Source organism: Intestinimonas butyriciproducens (assembly GCF_004154955.1).
In the GTDB taxonomy this organism is placed as follows: Bacteria; Bacillota; Clostridia; order Oscillospirales; family Oscillospiraceae; genus Intestinimonas; species Intestinimonas butyriciproducens.
Window position 1 is genome coordinate 1,745,194 of record NZ_CP011524.1, and the last position, 20,545, is coordinate 1,765,738.

Here is a 20,545-nt window from a genome sequence, read left to right on the forward strand (position 1 = left end):
TTCCCCCTATTCAAAACGCACCCGAATGGAGTTTGCATGGGCAGTGAGGTGTTCCGCCTCCGCCATTGTCACGATTTCCTCCCGGATGGGGGCCAATGTCTCCCTGCTGAACTCCACCACACTCATGGTCTTGAGGAAGCTGTCCACCGAAAGGGGCGAAAAGAATCGCGCGGTCCCGGAGGTGGGGAGCACATGATCAGGGCCGGCCAAATAGTCGCCCAGAGGCTCCGGAGACCATGCTCCCAGGAATACCGCACCGGCATTTTGGATGTCCGGCAGCAGGGACCTGGGATCTTCCGTTACGATTTCCAGATGCTCCGGTGCGACCTCATTGGCCAGTTCTGCCGCCTGTTTCAAGTCCCGGCATACAATCGCGCACCCGAAATCACGCAGAGACGCCGCAATGATCTCTGAACGGCCCAGATAGCTGGTCTGACGGATGATTTCGGCATCCACCCGTGTGGCCAGCCCCTGTGATGTTGTAAGGAGCACAGAGGAAGCCAGCCGGTCATGTTCCGCCTGGCTCAGCAGGTCGGCAGCCACGTATTTGGGATCGGCGCTTTCATCGGCGATGACCAGCACCTCAGAGGGGCCAGCTACCATATCGATGTCCAATGTACCATACGCCATGCGCTTCGCGGCGGCCACATAGGCATTGCCCGGCCCCACCAGCTTATCGACTTTGGGGATGAAGCCTGCTCCATAGGCCAGCGCCGCCACCGCCTGGGCACCTCCCACGGCTATGACCCGGTCCACACCGGCAATTTTTGCCGCCGCCAGCACTGCATCATTGAGGTTTTCCGTAGGCGGGGTCACCATGATGAGCTCCTTTACTCCGGCCACCTTGGCGGGAATGGCATTCATCAATACGGAGGAGGGATAGGCCGCCGTTCCGCCGGGCACATATAGCCCCACCCTGGTAAGTCCCCGGACCACTCGCCCCACAATGCCTCCATCCGGTGAGATCCACTCCCGCGACGTCGCCAGCAGCGCCTCATTATAGTCTCGAATGTTAGCAGCCGCATGTTCCATCGCCGAGATGAGCCCGCCGGTGCAACGGGCATAGGCCTCCTCCAGCGTTTCCATACCGATCTCATAGGGGGCTTTTCGGTCAAACTGAAGCGAATATTTTTCTACAGCTGAAAAGCCTTTCTCCCTTACATCCTGCATCACCGCGCCAACAGCCCGTTCAATATCTGCGCCAACCTCCGCCGCCCTCGAGCGCATGGAAGCGATCTGTTCCCGTTCTGCAGTCCCATCGGCCTTAATGATTCTGATCATCTGCGTCTCTCCAATTCCTGCTCACAGCGGCTGACAAAGTCGTCGATTACAGCTTTATGCAGCTTCATGCTGGCTGTATTGACAATCAGTCTGGCACTCACCTGCGCCACATCTTCAATCGGGATCAGGCCATTTTCCCGCAGCGTTACTCCAGTCTCCACAATATCCACAATGGCATCTGCCAAATCCAGAATCGGAGCCAGCTCCACAGATCCCTCGATTTTGATGATGGACACATCCATCCCTTTTTCCTCAAAAAACTTCCGCGCCACATTGGGATATTTGGTCGCGATTCTTCTGGTCTTATAAGTACCGTAAAAGTCTGTCCCCTGTTTTACCGCCAAAGCAAATCGACACTTTCCAAAGCCTAGGTCCAACACCTCATAAAAGGACTTCCCCTGCTCCAGAATAGTATCCTTGCCGGCAATCCCCAGATCACAGACCCCGTGCTCCACATAGGTGATGACGTCGGGGGCCTTGGCCAGCACCGCGTCCAGCGGATAATTGGGTATGGCATGCACCAGCCGCCGTCCCGGGTGGCGAACAGGTGTGCAGTCCAGCCCCATCGCCTCAAAGAGCTCTACAGACTGATCCTGTAGCCTGCCCTTGGTAAGGGCGATCCTCAATCTCTCGCTCACAGCTGCACCACCCTCTCGGTTCCCTCTTCCAGCACCAGGACCGCCCCGGCTCCCTTTTCGCGTGCCAGCCGCTCCGTCTCATCCAAGTTCTCACAAGGTGAGAGCTCGCAAGTACCCACAGCATGTTCGTCAACTGCCTTTAGGGCCCTGGAGAGCTCCCCTCCCCCGAAATGGACCAGGAACTTGACCCGTGGGGGCTCCCGGCTGGGGAGGCAGCCCGCGACTGCGTCCACATCCACGGCAAAGCCTGTGGCCGGCGCCCTCCTTCCAAACGCCTCCACCAATCGGTCGTATCTCCCACCGGAGAGAACGGCATCGCCTGCTCCCTCCACATAGCCCCGGAAAACGACCCCTGTGTAGTAGTCGATCTGATGCACCAAGCCCATATCAAAGCGGATATACGCTCCGTATCCAGCCTGCGCGAGCTCCGTGTAAAGTTTGCGCAGATAGGTCAGCGCACTGCTGCCTCCCGTGAGGCGCTCCGCCTCGTCCAACACCTCTGCCCCGCCAAAAAGTCTGGAAAGACGCCTGAGGACCGTACTGGCAGACTGCCCCGCATAGGGCTCCAGCATATCGCCCAGCGCTGCAAAATTTTTGCCTTCGATAAGCACGCGCATCTGTTCCATCGCCTCTGCGGGCATGTCCATCCGCCCAGCTAAGTCTCTAAAAAAGCCTACATGGCCCAACTCGATATGAAACTGCTTGAGCCCGCAGGCGCGAAGCGCGTCCACTGCCATGGCCACCATTTCCAGGTCGGCCTTCCGTCCCGCGGCCCCGATGAGTTCCACACCGCACTGAGCGATCTCGCTACTGCCTCCTTTATGCTCCTGCCCGGAGCGAAACACAGTCTGATCGTAATAAAGCCGCTGCGGCAGCGGCACGGCCTTGAGTTTGGTCGCTGCTACCCTAGCGATGGGCGTGGTACAGTCAGGCCGCATTACCATGATCTTTCCAGAGCGGTCAATGATCTTGAGCATGCTCTCCTGCGGCATGGGATTGCCGGACTGCAGGAAAAGATCGTAGAACTCCACTTCCGGTGTGCTCACCTCGGCATAGCTTCTGCGCTGGAACAGCGTGGTAAGCGCCGTCTGGACCTGGCACCGCTCCCGGCACTCCGCAAAAAGCCGGTCTCGGGTCCCCTCCGGGGTATTGATGGCATAGGCCAAGGGGAGGCCCCCCTTTCTCTCATAATGGCTTTTGTATATTACCACGCTACCGCGCTAAAGTCAAGAAGAAACTCTTCATTTTTCTAGACTGACGGCCTGTCTATTTAAAACAGGGTCATTTGACTGGTATCCGGCATCCCGGCCAGTGCCCCACAGTTTTTTAAAAGCTCAATGTGGGACTTGGTCACCTTGGGACAGTCAGCAGAAAACTCCTCGATGGAGAGATACTGCTTCCCTTTCCGCTGTTCTACAATCGAGAGGGCGGCGGTCTCTCCCAAGCCTGGGATCGCCATAAAGGGCGGGATCAGCGCCCCATGCTCCTTATCCACCCCAAAGCGCACCGCATCAGAACGGTAGAGGTCCATCTGGTCGAACGTGAAGCCCCGGATATAAAATTCGTATACCACCTCCAAAGTGGTGAGCATATCCTGCTCTACAGCGGTGGCCTCTTTGTCTTTGGCACGGATCTCAGCCATTTTGGCCTTGGCGCGATCGAGCCCCATGCACATGACAGTCGCATCGAATGCTTTGGCACGGATGGAAAAATACGCCGCATAAAAGGCCAAAGGCTCGTGGACTTTGAACCAGGCGATACGAAAGGCCATCATAACGTAGGCCACTGCATGGGCCTTGGGGAACAGATAGGCGATTTTCTTGCAGGAGCCAATGTACCAGTCCGGCACGCCGGCCGCCTTCATCTCCTCCTCCGCCCCTTCCGGAAGCCCCCTGCCCTTTCGCACAGCCTCCATGATCTTAAAGGCCCGTTTCTCCGGCATTCCGCAGGAGATCAGATAGATCATAATATCATCGCGGCAGCCGATTGCCTGTCCAACGGTAGCGGTACCGGAGAGAATGAGGTCCCTTGCATTGCCAAGCCAGACGTCGGTTCCATGGGAGAACCCGGACAGACGCACCAGGATATCGAACTCCTCCGGCTTGGTCTCCTCCAGCATACCCCGGACAAACGAGGTGCCGAATTCCGGGATAGCGGTGGCCCCGGTGGGTCCCAAAACAGGGTCATCCTGGTAGCCCAGCACCTCTGAGGTGATGAAAATAGACCGTGTACCCGGGTCGTCCAGGGGAATCGTCTTGGCGTCCACCCCCGTCAGGTCCTCCATCATACGAATCATGGACGGGTCATCGTGTCCCAGCATGTCCAGTTTCAAAAGGTTGGACTCCATAGAGTGATATTCGAAATGGGTCGTGATGATATCGGTGTCGGTGTCGTCCGCGGGATGCTGGACCGGACAGAAGTCGTAAATCTCCTTGTCCTGAGGAATGACCACCATACCGCCCGGGTGCTGTCCGGTGGTCCGCTTGACGCCGGTACAGCCCTTGGCCAGCCGCAGCATCTCCGCTTTGGTAGCGGTCTTTCCTCGCTCCTCCATATACTTCTTTACGTAGCCGAAAGCCGTCTTTTCCGCAACGGTGCCGATGGTCCCCGCCCGAAATACGTGGGACTCGCCAAACAGTTCAAAGGTATGGCGATGGGCGCTGGACTGATATTCGCCGGAGAAGTTCAGGTCGATATCGGGTACCTTATCACCGCCAAAGCCCAAAAAGGTTTCGAAGGGGATGTTGAACCCATCCTTCTCATATTTGGCTCCGCAGACCGGACACACCGCATCGGGCATATCCGCCCCGCAGCCCCAGCCCCCCTCCTTGGCCGCCTCGAAATCAGCATGTTTACAGTTGGGGCAGCGATAGTGCGGCGGCAGGGCGTTGACCTCCGTGATCCCGGACATAAAAGCCACGATGGACGAGCCCACAGACCCACGGGAACCCACCAAGTAGCCGTGGTCCAGAGAATCCTGCACCAGCTTCTGGGCAGACATATAAATCACATCATAGTGACGCATGAGAATATCATGGAGCTCCGTCTCAATACGGTCCACCACAATCTGAGGAGGGCTCTCTCCGTAAAGGCGCTTTGCTTTCCCCCATACCAGACGCTTAAGTTCTCCCTCGGAGTCCTCCAGTTTAGGGGCAAAGAGCCCATTTGGTAGCGGGTTCAGGTCCCCGCACCAGGCTGCGATCAGATGTGTGTTGTCGATGACCACCTCCCGGGCGGTCTCCTCCCCCAGATAAGAGAATTCCCGCAGCATTTCATCCGTGGTACGGAAATAAAGGGGATTGGGCGCATCCGCATCCTCGAATCCCTTCGTGTTCAAGAGGATATGGCGGTAAATCTCATCCTCTGGGTCCAGGAAGTGGACATCTCCAGTGGCCACCACCGGCTTGCCCATCTCATGGGCGAGCTCTACGATGGTTCGGTTAAAGTCTCTCAACTCCTCCTCGTCCCGCGCCATGGTCCGTCCGTTCTTGTCTGGGCGCAGCATAAAGGCGTTGTTGCTGATGGGTTGGATCTCCAAGTAGTCATACCAGGAGGCAATCCGTTTAAGCTCCGCCCAGGAGGAACGGCGGGCCACCGCCTGGAAGAGCTCCCCGGCCTCGCAGGCAGAGCCCATAAGAAGTCCCTCTCGGTTCTCATCGATGAGGCTTTTGGGCATCACTGGGTACTGTTTGCGTTGAAAGTGCTCCAGATGGGCTTTGGATACCAGCTTATAGAGATTGCGCAAACCGGTCTGATTTCGGGCCAGGACAATGAGATGCCGGGCCCGGCGCTTTCCCTTTCGTTTCTGATTCCGCTCTGCCGCCCAACGGTTGATGGGATCCAGTGAATGAATACCGTGCTCCTCCTCCAGACGTTTAAAGAAGGGCACCAGCATGTATGCCACTGTGGAAGCGTCATCGGTGGCCCGGTGGTGGTTGAAGGACGGGAGCCCAAGATGGTCGGCAACTACATCCAGCTTATGCTTGGAGAGCTGTGGCAGCAACGCCTGGGCCAGAGGCAGGGTATCCACCGCCGTCACATCCAGAGAAACCCCCATCCGGCGGCATGCCTCGGCGATGAATCCCACATCGAAGCCGGCATTGTGGGCCGCCAAGGGGCGTCCGTTGACGAATTTCAGAAACTGCCGTACGGCTTCAGACTGTGACGGCGCCCCCCGCACCATATCGTCGGTGATTCCGGTGAGCTGGGACACCTCATAGGGAATGGGCCGCTCCGGGTCCACAAAAGTGGAGAAGACCTCATCGGTGACCACACCGTTTTTCAGGACCACAGCACCGATCTCGGTGATCCTATCCTTTCTAGAATCCAGCCCCGTCGTCTCCAAATCAAAGCAGACATATTCCTCGCAGAACGAAGCATCCATCGTCCCGCGCACAGTGGGCATATCATCTACGTCATTGATAAAATAGGCCTCCACCCCAAAGAGCATCTTAATGCCGGCCTTTTGGGCCGTGGAATAGGCCGTGGGAAAATCGTGGCAGACACCGTGGTCCGTGATGGCGATGGCCGGATGTCCCCAAGCCGCCGCCCGCTTGATGACCTCCTTGATATCCGTTGTGGCGTCCATGGAGGACATACGGGTGTGAAGATGCAGTTCCACCCGCTTCCCCTCTTCCGCCATGTCCTGCCGGGCCGGCGGCCTTTGTCCTTCGGCAATGCCGGTGGGCTCGATCTGGAGTTCCCCCTGATAGGGGCTTACCCTCCCCTGCACGATCAGGTGCTGACCCTCCTTCAATGCCCCGGCCAAGGCCTTCCCCTCGTCTCCCACCAGGAACTTCGCCACCCGAATAGAATTGGTGCGGTCTGTGATATCAAAACGAACAATCCAGGCGCCCCGCTTCTTCATCTCCACATGGTCGGTCGCAAAAACGTCCCCCTCGATGGTCACCATTTCAGAGTCCAAGGCGATGTCTTTCATTTCAATACAGGGAAATCTTTTGATGATCTTTCCAAAGAGGAGCTTGTTCCCGCTGGCCTTTTCCCGTTTTTCAGATGGCACCGCCGGCTTGATGTTCCTCAGCGCCTCTTGCCGGATGCGTTCGGTGCGCCGGAATATCTCCATAGGGTCTTCCGGCGCCATGTCCAAGTGCTGAGGGCATGTCTCCTCCGGTTCCGGCGGCATATCTGCCTCCGTCGGCATAGGAGGCGCCTCCTCCACCTCTGCTGCCGCTTGTGCGGGAGCTGGTGTGAAGAATCGAAACGCCACGCTGCGTACGCCGTAGGCCGATGCCAGTTCCTGCTCCATTCTGGTCCGGAGCGCATCGCTTGGGCAGACCGGGCATTGGAGGTCGGCCTGGATACTCCGCACCCGCTTGTCGATCACCGCCCCAGTCACCAGCATTTCTACCAGCATGGGCCGCAGATCAGCCGGCGGGACCCAGGCGGAAAATAGGCTCAACAGTGGAATTTTCTCTTGCTCAGGCATATGTAAAGGCTCCTTCGTACTCTCTCTGTTCTCACGTCAGATCTCATCGATCAGTGAAAACAGCTCGTCCACCAGCTGGTCCTGAGGCACTTTCTTCACGATCTCCCCTTTGCGGAACAGCAGCCCTACGCCATCTCCTCCTGCGATACCTACGTCCGCCGATGCCGCCTCACCTGGCCCATTGACCACGCATCCCATAACAGCGACGGTCAGCGGTTTCTGCACATGCTCCAGCCGCTGTTCCACTTCCTGGGCCAACCGGATCAGGTCGATGCGGGTACGTCCACAGGTAGGGCATGAAATCAGATTCGGCCCATCCCGCCGGATTCCCAGCGCCTTCAGGATATCCCGCGCGGCAGACACCTCCTCCACAGGGTCGGCAGAAAGGGAAACCCGGATCGTGTCCCCAATTCCAAAGCCGAGCAGACCTCCAATCCCGATGGCGGATTTGATGGTCCCCATACGGAGCGTGCCCGTCTCTGTGACGCCGAGGTGTAAAGGATAGTCACTTTTCTCACTCATCAGACGATAGGCCGCTATGGTGGTCCGCACGTCGGAAGATTTCAACGATACGCAGATATCATCAAAGTCATATCTATGCAGCAGCTCGATATGCCCAAAAGCCGACTCCACCAAGGCCTCGGGCGTAATGCCTCCATATTTGGCCAGCAGAGGTTTTTCCAGGGAACCACCGTTGACTCCGATACGGATGGGGACCCCCCGGACCCTGCACGCCTGCGCCACCGCCTTCACCCGCTCCGGGGCCCCGATGTTGCCGGGGTTGATGCGCACCTTATCCGCTCCGGCGGCTACTGCCTCCAGTGCCAACCGATAGTCGAAATGGATGTCCACCACCAGCGGAATGGATATCTGCTCCCGGATCGCCCCGACGGCCCTTGCTGCGGCCATGTCGGGGACCGCCACCCGAATGATCTCACACCCCGCCGCCTCCAAGCGTTTGATCTGCGCCACGGTGGCCGCGACATCGTCGGTCCGGGTATTGCACATAGACTGGATGGGAATGGGAGCGTTCCCCCCCACGGGAACGCCCCCAACAAGGATCTGTTTTGTCATAGCGATCACCCTATTGAATCAATTTCAAAACATCATTGACGGCCACTACCACCATAAGAAGAATGAGACAGACAAAGCCGGCGGCATTGACATAGCTCTCATATTTGGGGTCCAGCCTTCTGCGCGTGAACAGCGTAAATATCCCATTGACCACTAAGAAGAAAATGCGGCCGCCATCCAGGGCTGGTATGGGTAGGAGGTTCATCACGGCCAAGTTGATGGCGATGAAGGCGACAAAATTAAGGATATTCATCAGGGCATCCATTCTGCTTTCCGACTCCGCGCCCACCTCGCCGATGGCATTGACGATCCCAATGGGACCGGACATGTCTTTGATGCCGGCCCTCCCGCTGAAGAGGTCCACAAGGCTAATCTTGACCAGCCGCACCATATCGACAGCGCTGTACCAGCTCTGCTGGAGCCTTGTGAACGGGGTCGCCTCCTGGACGGTAAAGGTGAGACCATACATCAGCCGGTCATAGCCCGGATACTCCCGGGGGACCAGCGGGAAATCCTCCCTCACCAGCTTCTGTCCATTTCTCTCTATCACCAGGTCCATATTTTCTCCTCCGGCACGGGAAAAGAAGAAATCCAGGTCGGATTTACTGAAAATATGCTCTCCATTCACCGATACGATCCGGTCTCCTGGTAAGAGCCCCGCCTCGCTCTCGTATGGAAAGCCCTCTATGAAGTCCGCGATCACCGGGGTAACAAAGGCCGTCGCCTGGCCAAAAATGAGGATGAAGAGCACCAGACCTGTGAGAAAATTCATAAAGGACCCAGCCACCAGAATGATGAATTTCTTCCAGGCAGGCTTATTGGAAAACGCCCGCGGGTCATCCGAATCATCGTCTTCTCCCTCCATGGCGCAGAAACCGCCCATAGGGATGGCACGCAGAGAATACTGGGTCTCGCCCCGTTTTTGAGACCACAACAGGGGACCCATGCCGATGGAAAACTCATTGATCCGCACGCCCAACAGTTTGGCCGTAATAAAATGACCAAACTCATGGAGGGCAATGAGAACGCCGAACATCAAGATTGCAATGATGATATAAAATGCCATAGAACTGTGTTTCTCCTCTTACCTGGCCGTGCTGCGCACGGCATCGCGGGCGGCGCGGTCTGCCGCCATGATTTGTTCCAGTTGGGGGGCCTGGACAACAGGGACCACGCTCATAGCCCGCTCTACCAGGGCCGGAATGTCCATAAAACCGATTCGCTCCTCCAGGAAAAGCCCCACCGCCGTCTCGTTTGCTCCATTCAGGATTGCGGTGGCAGTGCCGCCGGTACGCGCCGCCTCCATTGCAATCGCCAGGCAGGGGAACGCCTCACAGTCGGGCATTCCAAAGGTAAGCGGAGGACAGTGCAGCAGGTCCAGCGGTCTGGCCGGTCCGATCGTGCGTTCCGGCCAGGTGAGGGCATACTGGATGGGAAGGCGCATATCTGCCGCGCCCAACTGTGCCAGCACCGCATTATCACAGTATTCCACCAAGGAGTGAACTATACTCTCCCGGTGGACCACAACGGAAATTTTCTCGGGCGGCATCCGGTAGAGCCGCATAGCTTCGATAAACTCAAGCCCTTTATTCATCAAGGTGGCGGAGTCCACGGTGATCTTGGCTCCCATGGCCCAGTTGGGATGCTTCAACGCCTGGGACAGCGTCACCTCCCGGAGCTGCTCCCTGCTCCATCCATAGAAGGGTCCTCCGGAAGCGGTGAGGATGAGACGGCGCACTTCCCTTCTGTCTCCGCTGCCCTGAAGGCACTGGAAAATAGCCGAATGTTCCGAATCCACCGGCACGATCTCCGCCCCGCAGCGATCCGCCTCGTCCATAACGAGCTGCCCGGCGCACACCATAGTTTCTTTATTGGCCAGTGCGATCCGCTTTCCCCGCCTGACGGCGCACAGAGTGGGCTCCAGCCCGGCCACGCCCACCACGGCGGTGAGTACGGTATCGGCGGATTCCAGGGCCGCGGCCTCCAGCAGTCCCTCCTGGCCCGAGGCCACGCGGATATCCGTATCTGCAAGACGTACCCGCAAATCAGAGGCTGCTTTTTCATCTGCCGCCACAGTCAGCTCCGGCCGGAACCGCCTGGCCTGACGCTCCAACAATTCCACACTCTGGTTCGCCGTCAGAGCAGCCACCGACATGCCGCATGCCTCAATTACCTCCAGCGCCTGTCGACCGATGGAGCCGGTAGAGCCCAACAGTGCAACACGCCTGCTCACCCCATCACCCCCACAAAAGCCGGGAAAGAGACAATCAGGATCTCCAGCAGAGGTGCAGCAAAAATCACACTGTCAAATCGATCCAGCACCCCGCCATGGCCCGGGAAAATACTGCCATAATCCTTGATCTTATATTCCCGTTTGATATAGGAAAATGCCAAGTCGCCGAACTGGGCCGCCAGCGCGCCCAACAGGGCATAAATGACCAGCAGTCCATAGCGGACCGCAGGTGCTCCGAACCATTTCCCGACGATAAAACCGTACAGGAGTGTGGACAGCACAGCCCCTGCAACACCGCCAACAGCCCCCTCTACCGTCTTTTTAGGGGAGAGCTCCGGCGCCAGCTTGTGTTTGCCGAAAAGCATCCCTCCAAAAAGGGCAAACGCATCGCTGAGCCAGGCCACTACAAAAGGCAGGAGGATATAGTAGTTCCAGTCGGGCATTTCCCGCAGCCGGATGAAGGTCGACAGGAAATAGGGGATCATAATAGACAGGAAGAAAGAGCCCCCCATTTTCTCCATTGTCACCGTGCAATGGCTGGTCATGGCCACCGCAAAGAGGAGAAATACATAGATAAAAAGTGTCACCAACGCCGGGAGCATACGCTCCCCCACGAAAACCCAGAACGGAATAAGCCCCGCCAGAACGATGGCGAGCCCGGAGACCTTCGGATTCTTGACAAATCCGGTGGACCAGAGCACCTCGTGAAGGGCAACCATCGCCAGCGCGGAAATCGCAATGGGCAGGCCCCAGTCGGGGGCCAGAAAAAGCACTGCCAGCAGCACCGGCACCAGGACCACTGCCACTATCACACGTTTACCCATGGTTACACTCCTCCAAAGCGGCGCGAACGGCTCTGATAGGCCGCAAGCGCCCTGTGCAGCTCTTCCTTTGAAAAGTCGGGCCACAATACGTCTGTAAAATAGAACTCGGCATAGGCCGATTGCCACAGCAGGAAATTGGAGATGCGGACCTCTCCGCTGGGCCGGATCACCAGATCAGGGTCGGGCACACCAGCAGAGAAGAGATAATGGGAAAATTGCTCCTCCGTGAGATGGTTCGGATCCGACTTTCCCTCTGCGCAGTCCCGGGAAAACGCGCGCGCCGCCCGCAGAATCTCGTCCCGCCCCCCATAGTTCAGGCAGATGTTCACCTGACAGCCCTCATACCGCTTGGAAATCTCCTCCGTCTCCATGCAGAGGACCCTCAGCTCTTCCGAGAGCGGCGAGAGGTCGCCGAAAAAGTGCATCTTAACCCGATCACGCTCCATGCGGCCGATGGCCTCCAGCAAATATTTCCGAAGGAGGCCCATGATGGCGGAGACCTCCTCATCAGGGCGCTTCCAATTCTCCGTAGAAAAGGCATAGACTGTAAGATATTCTAACCCAATTTCCTTACAATACGTGGCAATGGTACGGAAATTCTCTGCGCCCGCGGCGTGACCGGCGGTGCGCGGGAGGCCGCGCTTTTTGGCCCACCTTCCATTTCCATCCATAATGATCGCCACATGGCGGGGTAGGTGGACAAAATCTACCTGCACCGTCTGCTTCTGTTTAAAAAAGGCCATGAACGCCTCCTGAATGATGTGATACAAAGACAGAAAGCGTGCGGGGCGCTGAGGCGCCCCGCACCGCATTGTGTGTATAGCGGTTCCGCCTTACACCGCCATCAGCTCCGTCTCTTTCTTGGCCGCCAGCTCGTCCAATTGCTTGCATCGCTTATCGGTCATATCCTGGAGGTCCTTTTCGTACTCTTTGCACTCGTCCTCCGTGATCTCCGATTTTTTCTGCATGGCCTTGAACTTATCCATGGCATCCCGGCGGATGTTGCGGATGGCCACTTTACCGTTCTCAGCATACTTCTTTACCTGCTTGGTGAGCTCCTTGCGGCGCTCCTCTGTGAGCTGTGGGAAAGAAAGCCGAATGGAACTGCCGTCATTTTGAGGGTTAATCCCCAGATCTGAGGTCTGGATAGCCTTTTCAATGGCTTTGAGCAGTGAGCCGTCCCAAGGTTTGATGAGCAGGCTGCGCGGATCGGGAGAAGAGATCGCGGCCACCTGGTTGATGGGAGTGGCGCTCCCGTAGTAGTCCACTGCGATCTTGTCCAAAACCGCCGCATTGGCCCGCCCGGCGCGGACACTGGCGAAGTCCGACACGACCACATCTACGGTCTTCTGCATTTTCACGTCATAATCCTTCAGGATCTCTTTCATCTCACTTCTCCTCCTTGACGATGGTTCCAATTTTTTCGCCCATAATTACCCGATAGATGTTTTCCGGGTCCTTAAGGGCAAAGAGAATCACGGGAATCTTATTATCCATGGAGAGGGATGTGGCGGTGCTGTCCATGACCTGGAGATGCTGCGCCAGCACATCATCATAGGTGATACTGTCATATTTGACCGCAGTTGGGTCCTTGTTGGGATCCGCGCTGTAGACACCATCGATATTTTTGGCCAGAAGAATCACGTCGGCATCAATTTCCGCCGCCCGCAGCACCGCCGCAGTATCAGTGGAAAAGAAGGGATTTCCGGTGCCGCAGCCAAACACCACGACTCTGCCCTTCTCCATATGCCGGATGGCCTTGGAACGGATATAGGGCTCTGCGATGGAGCGCATCTCAATAGCGGTCTGGACCCGCACGTCCACGCCCTTTTGCTCCAGCATATCGGCAATGGCCAGGCAGTTGATGGCGGTGGCCAGCATCCCCATATGATCGGCCCGGGTGCGCTCCATCCGGTCCCCCCCATCCTTGACGCCGCGCCAGAAGTTGCCGCCGCCCACTACAATCCCCACCTGGACGCCAGCCTCACTGCATTTCTTGATCACATCGCAGACTCTGCCGATCACATCGAAGTCCAGGCCGCGGCTGGCATCGCCGGCCAGTGCCTCTCCGCTGATTTTCAGCAGGATTCGTTTATACTGCGGTTCAGGCATAGTGAAATATCCCCTTCCCTGTTTTTATAATTTGTCTATCCTATTTTAATATAAGTTTCTCCGTTTGCATAGAGGTCTGACGGCTTTTTTTACAATTTGTTCTCATGGTGCCCTGGAGCGGCACAGCCTACAGCCGCGTAAAATGGAAACATTTGAAGAGTATCGGTGCCTGTGAAAAGAGCCGGGAGCTCTGCTCCCGGCTCTTTTTAACTACATTCTTACTTGCCCAGCTGCTTGGCGATCTCTTCGGCAAAATTCTCCTGTTTCTTCTCAATGCCCTCGCCCTTCTCAAAGCGAACCGCATTCTTCAGAGTGATCGTGCCGCCCAGAGCCTTCGCCGCATTGGCCATATACTGCTCCACGCTCACAGAGCTGTCCTTCACGAACTCCTGCTGCAACAGGCAGTTCTCCTTATAGAATTTGCCCAGCTTGCCGGTCACGATGCCCTCTCTCACCTTCTCAGGCTTGGAGGCCATCTTGGGATCATTCTCCATCTGGACCAAGAGAATCTTCTTCTCTTCATCCAGCGTGGCCTGATCGACCTGGCTCTTGTCCAGGAAACGGGGATTCAGGGCAGCAATCTGCATGGCCATATCCTTGCCGACCTCAGTCACCTTATCCTCAAGGCCCGCAGAGACTTCCAGGTTCACCAGCACGCCGATCTTGCCGCCGGCATGATTGTAGGGTACGGACACGCCCTCCGTGAAGAACGCAAAACGGCGGACCTTGATGTTCTCGCCGATCACGAGCACCATCTCCTGCTGCTCCTCCTGCACGGTACGACCATTGCCATAGGGCTTTGCCATTAGGTCGTCCAGGTCGGCGGGCTTCTCCTTCGCCACCACGGCGGCCACGCCCTTGACGAAGTCCACAAACTTCTCGTTCTTGCCCACAAAGTCGGTCTCAGCGTTCACTTCGACCACCACGCCCACGCCGTCAACCACAGCGGCATAGGCCATGCCCTCAGCCGCGATGCGGCCAGCCTTCTTCTGAGAGGCGGCCAGCCCCTTTTCACGCAGGATCTCAACAGCCTTATCCATATTGCCGTCGGCCTCGGTGAGGGCCTTCTTGCAGTCCATCATGCCTACGCCGGTCATTTCGCGCAGGGCCTGCACGTCCTTAGCGGTAAAAGCCATAATTAAAACCTCCATTATCGTCTCATTTGTCAAGCTTTAAAAAAGCGCCCGCCGCGCGCCGGCGGGCACTAAGAGCCCTGTATCGGTCGGAAATCAGGCGCCGGTGGCCTCGCCGGCCTTGGCGGCCTCAGCCTCCACATTGTCCTCGCCCTGCTTGCCCTCCATGATGGCGTTGGCCATGACAGAGGAAATCAGGCGAATGGCGCGGATAGCGTCATCATTGCCGGGAATCACATAGTCGATCTCATCCGGATCGCAGTTAGTATCGACAATGGCCACGATGGGAATGTGCAGCTTGCGGGCCTCGTTGATGGCATTGCGCTCCTTACGGGGATCCACCACAAAGAGAGCACCAGGGAGGCGCTTCATCTCGGTGACGCCGCCGAGGTACTTCTCCAGCTTGGCGATCTCGCCCAGATGCTTCATGACTTCCTTCTTGGGCAACATGTCGAATGTGCCGTCCTCCTGCATCTTTTTGAGCTGGTTCAGACGGTCCACACGCCCCCGCATTGTCTTAAAGTTGGTGAGCATGCCGCCCAGCCACCGGGCATTTACATAATATCCGCCGCAACGGGTGGCCTCTTCCTTGATGGCCTCCTGCGCCTGCTTCTTAGTGCCGACAAACAGCAGAGTCTGGCCCCCGGCGGACAGATCGCGGACAAAGTTGTAGGCTTCTTCCAGCTTCTTTACAGTCTTCTGCAGGTCGATGATATAGATGCCGTTGCGCTCCGTGTAAATATACGCGGACATTTTGGGGTTCCACCGACGGGTCTGGTGACCAAAGTGGACCCCGGCCTCCAGAAGCTGTTTCATTGATACGACTGCCATTGAAAAATTCCTCCTTTATTGTTATTACCTCCACCCCGTTCATTCGGAGCCCGCCGACCTGTTCAGGCACAAGGCGCTCCCTCCCGATGGTGTGTGTAATACTGTGCGTTTCTGCACAGCTATGGTATTTTAGCACAGTATGTCCCGAATTGCAACACTTTTTTCCTGTTTACAGGATCTTGTTTAAAAATCTGTACTTTATGGCCCTTGCCATACCCTTTTCATTCCCTCCGGCTGCGGCGAGCCTCCTCCGCCTCCACCAGAATGATATCCTCTCCAAAACGCCGGACGGACTCCCAGGGGAAGACCTGATCCTCCTCCCGCCCGAAAAGTCCGAAAAAGCGAAGCCTTCCCGGTACAATCAGCGCCTTGACCCTCCCAGTTTCCAGGTCTACCTCTACGTCTCCCACATATCCGAAACGGCATCCGTCGCTGATATTGATGATTTCCTTATCCCTCAGCTCTGCAATCCGGCTCTCCATTCAAAATCCCCCGTTTCCAAAGTGGTCGTTTCCGTGTATAATCAGTCTATGCCACAACCCGCTTGTACTATGAGGTGATTTTTTGAAGTTTCCCACGTCCAGGAGGCGCCGCCTTCTCCTCTGTGCCCTCGCCGCCATCCTGTTCCTTTTTGTCGGGATCTTTTTTTTACAGAGCGCTGTGGCGCACCGTAAGCCCCCCTTTCTTCCAGACTACCCTATCATAGACCTCTCCCCCATTTGGGAACAGCCTCGGCTTGATGCCGAAGACTATGATACGCTGTTTCTCCAGACCGGCCTGGGTCCTTCGGCCGTCGACCGCCTTCGGGACAGCGGTCCGTCCGGTATTGACCATATTCTGGAAGTCCAATCCGCTTTTTTTGCCCCTGTTACTGTAAGCTGTGATCCCCTGTTCGGGCCTTTTGTTAAGGAGGATCACCTTAAAACCCCGGATGGGACCCAGATCATGGCGCCTCCGCTGGCCGATCTCCGGCCGGGGGATATCCTCCTCACCTACTCCACCCACTCACTGGGGTGGCGGCACGGTCACGCCGGCCTAGTGCTGGATGTCTCAGAGGAAGGCGGCTCCACACTGGAGGCCGTGCTGATCGGCACAGATTCCGCCATTATGGACACACAGCACTGGTTGGATTACTCCAACTACCTTGTCCTGCGCCTCAGGGATATGACCCCTGTGCTCCAGGAGGCATTGACCGCCTATGCGGTGGAATATCTGAATGGGGTTCCCTATCGCCTGACCAGCGGCTTTTGGGGTCTGAAGGAGCCTGAAGACGACGCATTTGGCGTCCAATGCTCCTATTTGGTCTGGTATGCCTTTCAGCACTTCGGCTATGACCTGGACAGCGACGGCGGTCGATTGGTGACAGTCAACGATCTGGCCCACTCACCGCTTCTGGAGGTCGTGCAGATCTATGGGTTGGACCCGAGAGAATGGAGCTGATTCCTATGATCCCTGTCTTGCAATCCCGCTGGCGTCTGGAAGGGCAGACTCTTGTATATTACGGGCTTCGGCAGCCTCCGCATCTGTTTCATCGCCGCATCTGGCTGGACCGGCGTACCGCCGCACTGGTGGCCTCTTTGGACGGAAAACGGGATATCTCCCAATATATCCGTACGCCCGGCTTTCAAAAGCTGCTCCGTGAAGGAATCGTGACCGACCGCTCCCTTCTGCGCACCTCTCCCTCCTCCCTGGAGGATGCCGCCTACTGTGTACGCTGCGCCGCAAATGACTATGTCATTCCCGGCCTTGAGCTGGACAGCCATGGGCTCTGCCCGATGTGCAGAACAGAGGAAAAATACCGCTATGCCAAAAATGTCATGCCGGTCCTGCGCACCATTCCCCGTTCTCCGGATCGGCGCTACGACGCCGCAGTCTTTTATACAGGCGGAAAGGACTCCTCCTATCTGCTCTACCAGCTGGCGCGGGTCCAAAAGCTGCGGGTCCTCTCGCTCACATGGGAGACCCCTTTTATATCCGACTGGGCCAGGGAGAGCATCGCACATGCCCGGGAGGCGCTTCCTGAAGTAGACTTTCTGGTGGAGCGTGCGCCCACCCCGTCGCTGAACGCTATTTATCGGAAGGCCTATGCCCTCCAGAAAAATGTCTGCATCTGCCCCTCCGTGGCCTATGTTCTTTTTTTCCAGCGCCTGTGCCAGTGGGATGTTCCTTATCTGGTGCTGGGAAACGAACCCTCCCAGTGCAGAAATCTGATCTATAATCAAATGGCCCCCGCCTTTTATTATCATCCATTGGCACAATCCGCAGCCCGGCTCGCCGTGAACACATGCAGAGTGTTCACCCTTCGCCGTCCCTTCGCCCCTGGTCAGATGGAGCTCTACATGACGGTGCGCCAACTGGCCTTTGGCGGGGAATCTTCTGGGAAAAAGCGCATTTACCATAACGAGCTGGTGGAGAACACCGCTTCCGCGCTGGCCCAGGCCCCGGACTTCTTGGCTCCTTTCCGGCAGGCCGTGAGAGAAGCCGCTCGTTCCGCTCGGCTCCCCGCATTGATCCATATCGACTTTGACGACATTTCCGAGGGTGGTGTCTACGACTGGGCCGGTGTAAAAGAGCTTCTCTCCCGTGAAATCGGGTGGGTGGACGCGCCGGATTCCGGGAAAGGACTCCATACCAGCTGCAAAATCGAGCGGTGCAAGGAGTGGTCTCAGCTCTTCCGGTTCCGGAATATGGAGACCTGTATGCTGCCCTTTTCTTCCATAGAGCTCTCTCTGGCCTCCGCTGCCGGTTCCGTCTCGCGAGACCGCGCCATCGAGGAACTCAAGCGGTACTCTGGTTTTTCTTCGGATCTGCCGCCGGAGTGGTCAATCATGCTGGCTGAGTTGGAGAAGGATATCCCCAAATATATGTAAAGCCGCCCGAAGGCGGCTGTGTCTCACAAATTTTTTTTGATCTGGCTGATGGCATTTTTCTCCAGGCGGGATACCTGCGCCTGGGAGATGCCGACTTCAGCCGAAACCTCCATTTGGGTCTTTCCTTCAAAAAAGCGCAGATTCAAAATGTGCCGCTCCCGTTCGGACAGCCGGGCGATGGCTTCCTTCAATGCGATCTGTTCCAGCCAGCTTTCGTCCGTGTTTTTAGAGTCCTTCACCTGGTCCATCACACAAATGGTATCTCCACCGTCGGAATATACAGGCTCATAGAGGCTTACCGGATCCACGATGGCATCCAAGGCAAAGACCACATCTTCCCGCTTGATCTCCAGCATCCCCGCAATCTCCTCCACGGTCGGCTCTCGCTGATGCTCCGCCATGAAATGTTCCTTGGCCTGAAGCACCTTATAAGCGGTGTCCCGCATGGAGCGCGAAACTCTCATGGCGCTGTTGTCCCGCAGATAGCGGCGGATCTCCCCGATGATCATCGGTACCCCGTAGGTGGAAAATCGAACATCCAGGTCCACGTTGAAATTATCAATGGCTTTGATGAGACCAATACACCCCACTTGAAAGAGATCGTCCACATTCTCTCCACGATTGGTAAACTTCTGAATCACAGAGAGCACCAGGCGCAGATTGCCGGCAATCAGTGCCTCCCTCGCCGCCATATCCCCCTGTTTGGTCCGCTTCAGCAGTTCGGTGGTCTCCTCGTTTTTCAGCACTTTCAGTTTGGCGGTGTTTACGCCGCAGATTTCTACTTTTCCTTGCAACCCATATGCCTCCCCGCCGTTTACTGGTATCAGTATTTCCCCGGCGGTGCGGTCCATACGCGTGGAGGACATGCTATATTTTTTATCGTTGGACGGTTTTCGATGGACTTCGAAGGGAGGATTTTTTATGACAAACTATCCCTGGCTGGACGGCTATCTGCTGTCGAAGCCTAGTGCGGAGCGGGATTTCAAAGTGGAATGGCAGTGGGAACGCTATCTGGTACGCGGCAAAATGTTCGCTGCGGTCTGTACGCCCGATTCGGAACACAAGCCGCACGCCGGACGGACTATGGTGATCCTCAAATGCGACCCCCGCCTGGCCGAGGCCTTCCGCGCCGAATACCCGGACGTGGTCCCCGGCTTTTATTCCGACAAGCGCAATTGGAACAGCGTTTATCTCGACGGAGCGGTGCCGGAAACGCTCCTCCGGGACATGTGTGACATGTCCTACTCTCTGGTCGTGGCCAAGCTTCCAAAAAAGGTTCGTGAGACTCTTTAGCGCCCGACCCGCGCGCTGCCCAACGTCCAGTCTGCCGATAAATTTTTTTTGTGGGCGGCTACAGCATCCTCAGGATCTCTTTCTTGAGCCGGGAGATGATGCGTTTTTCCAGCCGGGAAATGTAGGACTGCGAAATGCCAAGCTGGTCGGCCACCTCCTTCTGAGTCCGCTCCTGCCTGCCGTCCAGTCCGAAGCGGAGCGTAATGATCAACCGCTCCCGTTCTGAAAGCTTCTCCAGCGCATTGGTAAGGAGCTGGCGGTCCACATCATCCTCGATGGGTTTCATCACCAGGTCATTTTCGGTTCCGAGGATATCGGACAGAAGGAGCTCGTTGCCATCCCAATCCGTATTGAGCGGCTCGTCAAAGGATACCTCACTTTTGAGGTTGGACGTCTTACGCAGATACATCAGGATCTCATTTTCGATGCAACGGGAGGCATAGGTGGCCAGTTTGATATTTTTGGCCGGCTTATAGGTGCTCACCGCCTTGATCAGCCCAATGGTGCCGATGGAGATGAGATCCTCAATGTTAATACCCGTATTCTCAAAACGCCGCGCGATGTAAACCACCAGCCGTAGGTTCCGTTCAATGAGCTGAGATTTGACGGACTCGTCGCCCCCGTCCATTCTGGCGATCAGCTCGGCCTCCTCATCCCTGGCCAAGGGCGGAGGCAGCGTGTCGCTCCCTCCTATGTACATGATCTTTCCCGGCAGTTTCAGGCCCAGCCTGGCGAGCACCTGCTGGATGCGGACATACAGCCGCAATGTGATTCCACGCATGCAAAAGATCCCCCTTGTCTTCGTTCTCT

At 56.8% G+C, this 20,545-nt stretch carries 19 protein-coding genes; 3 read left to right on the forward strand and 16 right to left on the reverse strand.

Annotation, left to right across the window (positions count from 1 at the left end):
• Window positions 1-6 precede the first annotated feature (6 nt).
• From hisD to SRB521_RS08895, 14 genes are all read right to left on the reverse strand, one after another.
• Entirely contained in the window at window positions 7-1,281 is a 1,275-nt protein-coding gene (hisD, locus tag SRB521_RS08830; protein WP_075703810.1) for a histidinol dehydrogenase, read from the reverse strand.
• The gene (gene hisG, locus SRB521_RS08835) at window positions 1,278-1,919 is read right to left on the reverse strand and encodes an ATP phosphoribosyltransferase (RefSeq protein ID WP_075703809.1); all 642 of its coding nucleotides are present in this window, start codon (window positions 1,917-1,919) and stop codon (window positions 1,278-1,280) included. Before hisG ends, hisD begins: the two co-directional genes overlap by 4 nt.
• Window positions 1,916-3,085 (reverse strand): ATP phosphoribosyltransferase regulatory subunit, encoded by a 1,170-nt coding sequence (gene hisZ / locus SRB521_RS08840; protein WP_165366610.1) that lies wholly within the window; start codon window positions 3,083-3,085, stop codon window positions 1,916-1,918. Before hisZ ends, hisG begins: the two co-directional genes overlap by 4 nt.
• Before the next feature lie 104 nt (window positions 3,086-3,189).
• Window positions 3,190-7,365: a PolC-type DNA polymerase III gene (locus tag SRB521_RS08845; protein ID WP_075703807.1), complete on the reverse strand. Its 4,176-nt coding sequence runs from the start codon at window positions 7,363-7,365 to the stop codon at window positions 3,190-3,192.
• A gap of 36 nt (window positions 7,366-7,401) precedes the next feature.
• Complete coding sequence (gene ispG, locus SRB521_RS08850) at window positions 7,402-8,439, reverse strand: flavodoxin-dependent (E)-4-hydroxy-3-methylbut-2-enyl-diphosphate synthase (RefSeq protein WP_075703806.1); 1,038 nt, start codon at window positions 8,437-8,439, stop codon at window positions 7,402-7,404.
• 10 nt (window positions 8,440-8,449) lie between these two features.
• Window positions 8,450-9,505, reverse strand: coding sequence for a M50 family metallopeptidase (locus tag SRB521_RS08855; RefSeq protein WP_075703805.1), 1,056 nt, complete (start codon window positions 9,503-9,505; stop codon window positions 8,450-8,452).
• Between the two features lie 18 nt (window positions 9,506-9,523).
• Window positions 9,524-10,672 carry a 1-deoxy-D-xylulose-5-phosphate reductoisomerase gene (locus SRB521_RS08860; protein ID WP_075703804.1) on the reverse strand — a complete coding sequence of 383 codons (1,149 nt, stop codon included), beginning with the start codon at window positions 10,670-10,672 and terminating at the stop codon, window positions 9,524-9,526.
• The gene (locus SRB521_RS08865; protein WP_116721708.1) at window positions 10,669-11,496 is read right to left on the reverse strand and encodes a phosphatidate cytidylyltransferase; all 828 of its coding nucleotides are present in this window, start codon (window positions 11,494-11,496) and stop codon (window positions 10,669-10,671) included. The genes SRB521_RS08860 and SRB521_RS08865 overlap by 4 nt, the downstream gene beginning before the upstream one ends.
• Window positions 11,497-11,498: 2 nt before the next feature.
• Window positions 11,499-12,239, reverse strand: a complete 741-nt coding sequence (locus SRB521_RS08870; protein WP_075703802.1) for an isoprenyl transferase — start codon at window positions 12,237-12,239, stop codon at window positions 11,499-11,501.
• A gap of 90 nt (window positions 12,240-12,329) precedes the next feature.
• A complete protein-coding gene (gene frr / locus SRB521_RS08875; protein WP_033117211.1) occupies window positions 12,330-12,884 on the reverse strand; it encodes a ribosome recycling factor in 555 nt (184 codons plus the stop codon).
• 1 nt (window position 12,885) lies between these two features.
• Window positions 12,886-13,608 (reverse strand): UMP kinase, encoded by a 723-nt coding sequence (gene pyrH, locus SRB521_RS08880; protein ID WP_033117210.1) that lies wholly within the window; start codon window positions 13,606-13,608, stop codon window positions 12,886-12,888.
• Between the two features lie 218 nt (window positions 13,609-13,826).
• On the reverse strand, window positions 13,827-14,744 hold the full coding sequence (gene tsf / locus SRB521_RS08885) for a translation elongation factor Ts (protein ID WP_033117209.1): 918 nt from the start codon (window positions 14,742-14,744) through the stop codon (window positions 13,827-13,829).
• Window positions 14,745-14,837: 93 nt separating this feature from the next.
• Complete coding sequence (gene rpsB / locus SRB521_RS08890; protein ID WP_033117208.1) at window positions 14,838-15,572, reverse strand: 30S ribosomal protein S2; 735 nt, start codon at window positions 15,570-15,572, stop codon at window positions 14,838-14,840.
• Window positions 15,573-15,793: 221 nt separating this feature from the next.
• Entirely contained in the window at window positions 15,794-16,054 is a 261-nt protein-coding gene (locus tag SRB521_RS08895; protein ID WP_033117207.1) for a YlmC/YmxH family sporulation protein, read from the reverse strand.
• 82 nt (window positions 16,055-16,136) lie between these two features.
• On the opposite strand from SRB521_RS08895, the gene SRB521_RS08900 reads away from it, so the two are divergent.
• Both SRB521_RS08900 and SRB521_RS08905 read left to right on the forward strand, forming a co-directional pair.
• Window positions 16,137-17,012 (forward strand): C40 family peptidase, encoded by an 876-nt coding sequence (locus SRB521_RS08900; protein WP_116721709.1) that lies wholly within the window; start codon window positions 16,137-16,139, stop codon window positions 17,010-17,012.
• A gap of 5 nt (window positions 17,013-17,017) precedes the next feature.
• Window positions 17,018-18,442, forward strand: a complete 1,425-nt coding sequence (locus SRB521_RS08905; protein ID WP_129868838.1) for an adenine nucleotide alpha hydrolase family protein — start codon at window positions 17,018-17,020, stop codon at window positions 18,440-18,442.
• 23 nt (window positions 18,443-18,465) lie between these two features.
• Here SRB521_RS08905 and sigG read toward each other — a convergent pair whose 3' ends face one another.
• Complete coding sequence (gene sigG / locus SRB521_RS08910) at window positions 18,466-19,236, reverse strand: RNA polymerase sporulation sigma factor SigG (protein ID WP_033117204.1); 771 nt, start codon at window positions 19,234-19,236, stop codon at window positions 18,466-18,468.
• Between the two features lie 127 nt (window positions 19,237-19,363).
• Between sigG and SRB521_RS08915 the strand changes: the two genes are divergently transcribed.
• Window positions 19,364-19,735, forward strand: a complete 372-nt coding sequence (locus SRB521_RS08915; RefSeq protein ID WP_075703799.1) for an MmcQ/YjbR family DNA-binding protein — start codon at window positions 19,364-19,366, stop codon at window positions 19,733-19,735.
• A gap of 58 nt (window positions 19,736-19,793) precedes the next feature.
• On the opposite strand, the gene sigE is transcribed toward SRB521_RS08915, so the two are convergent.
• Window positions 19,794-20,516, reverse strand: a complete 723-nt coding sequence (sigE, locus tag SRB521_RS08920) for an RNA polymerase sporulation sigma factor SigE (protein ID WP_116721710.1) — start codon at window positions 20,514-20,516, stop codon at window positions 19,794-19,796.
• Window positions 20,517-20,545 lie beyond the last annotated feature (29 nt).

What these genes read in the sequence shown, in the direction of transcription:
- SRB521_RS08855 (WP_075703805.1), bottom strand. Translation starts at nt 9,505, where the DNA reads ATGGCATTTTATATCATCATTGCAATCTTGATGTTCGGCGTTCTCATT.
- hisD (WP_075703810.1), bottom strand. Translation starts at nt 1,281, where the DNA reads ATGATCAGAATCATTAAGGCCGATGGGACTGCAGAACGGGAACAGATC.
- frr (WP_033117211.1), bottom strand. Translation starts at nt 12,884, where the DNA reads ATGAAAGAGATCCTGAAGGATTATGACGTGAAAATGCAGAAGACCGTA.
- SRB521_RS08915 (WP_075703799.1), top strand. Translation starts at nt 19,364, where the DNA reads ATGACAAACTATCCCTGGCTGGACGGCTATCTGCTGTCGAAGCCTAGT.
- rpsB (WP_033117208.1), bottom strand. Translation starts at nt 15,572, where the DNA reads ATGGCAGTCGTATCAATGAAACAGCTTCTGGAGGCCGGGGTCCACTTT.
- pyrH (WP_033117210.1), bottom strand. Translation starts at nt 13,608, where the DNA reads ATGCCTGAACCGCAGTATAAACGAATCCTGCTGAAAATCAGCGGAGAG.
- ispG (WP_075703806.1), bottom strand. Translation starts at nt 8,439, where the DNA reads ATGACAAAACAGATCCTTGTTGGGGGCGTTCCCGTGGGGGGGAACGCT.
- tsf (WP_033117209.1), bottom strand. Translation starts at nt 14,744, where the DNA reads ATGGCTTTTACCGCTAAGGACGTGCAGGCCCTGCGCGAAATGACCGGC.
- SRB521_RS08870 (WP_075703802.1), bottom strand. Translation starts at nt 12,239, where the DNA reads ATGGCCTTTTTTAAACAGAAGCAGACGGTGCAGGTAGATTTTGTCCAC.
- SRB521_RS08865 (WP_116721708.1), bottom strand. Translation starts at nt 11,496, where the DNA reads ATGGGTAAACGTGTGATAGTGGCAGTGGTCCTGGTGCCGGTGCTGCTG.
- SRB521_RS08895 (WP_033117207.1), bottom strand. Translation starts at nt 16,054, where the DNA reads ATGGAGAGCCGGATTGCAGAGCTGAGGGATAAGGAAATCATCAATATC.
- SRB521_RS08845 (WP_075703807.1), bottom strand. Translation starts at nt 7,365, where the DNA reads ATGCCTGAGCAAGAGAAAATTCCACTGTTGAGCCTATTTTCCGCCTGG.
- SRB521_RS08905 (WP_129868838.1), top strand. Translation starts at nt 17,018, where the DNA reads ATGATCCCTGTCTTGCAATCCCGCTGGCGTCTGGAAGGGCAGACTCTT.
- sigE (WP_116721710.1), bottom strand. Translation starts at nt 20,516, where the DNA reads ATGCGTGGAATCACATTGCGGCTGTATGTCCGCATCCAGCAGGTGCTC.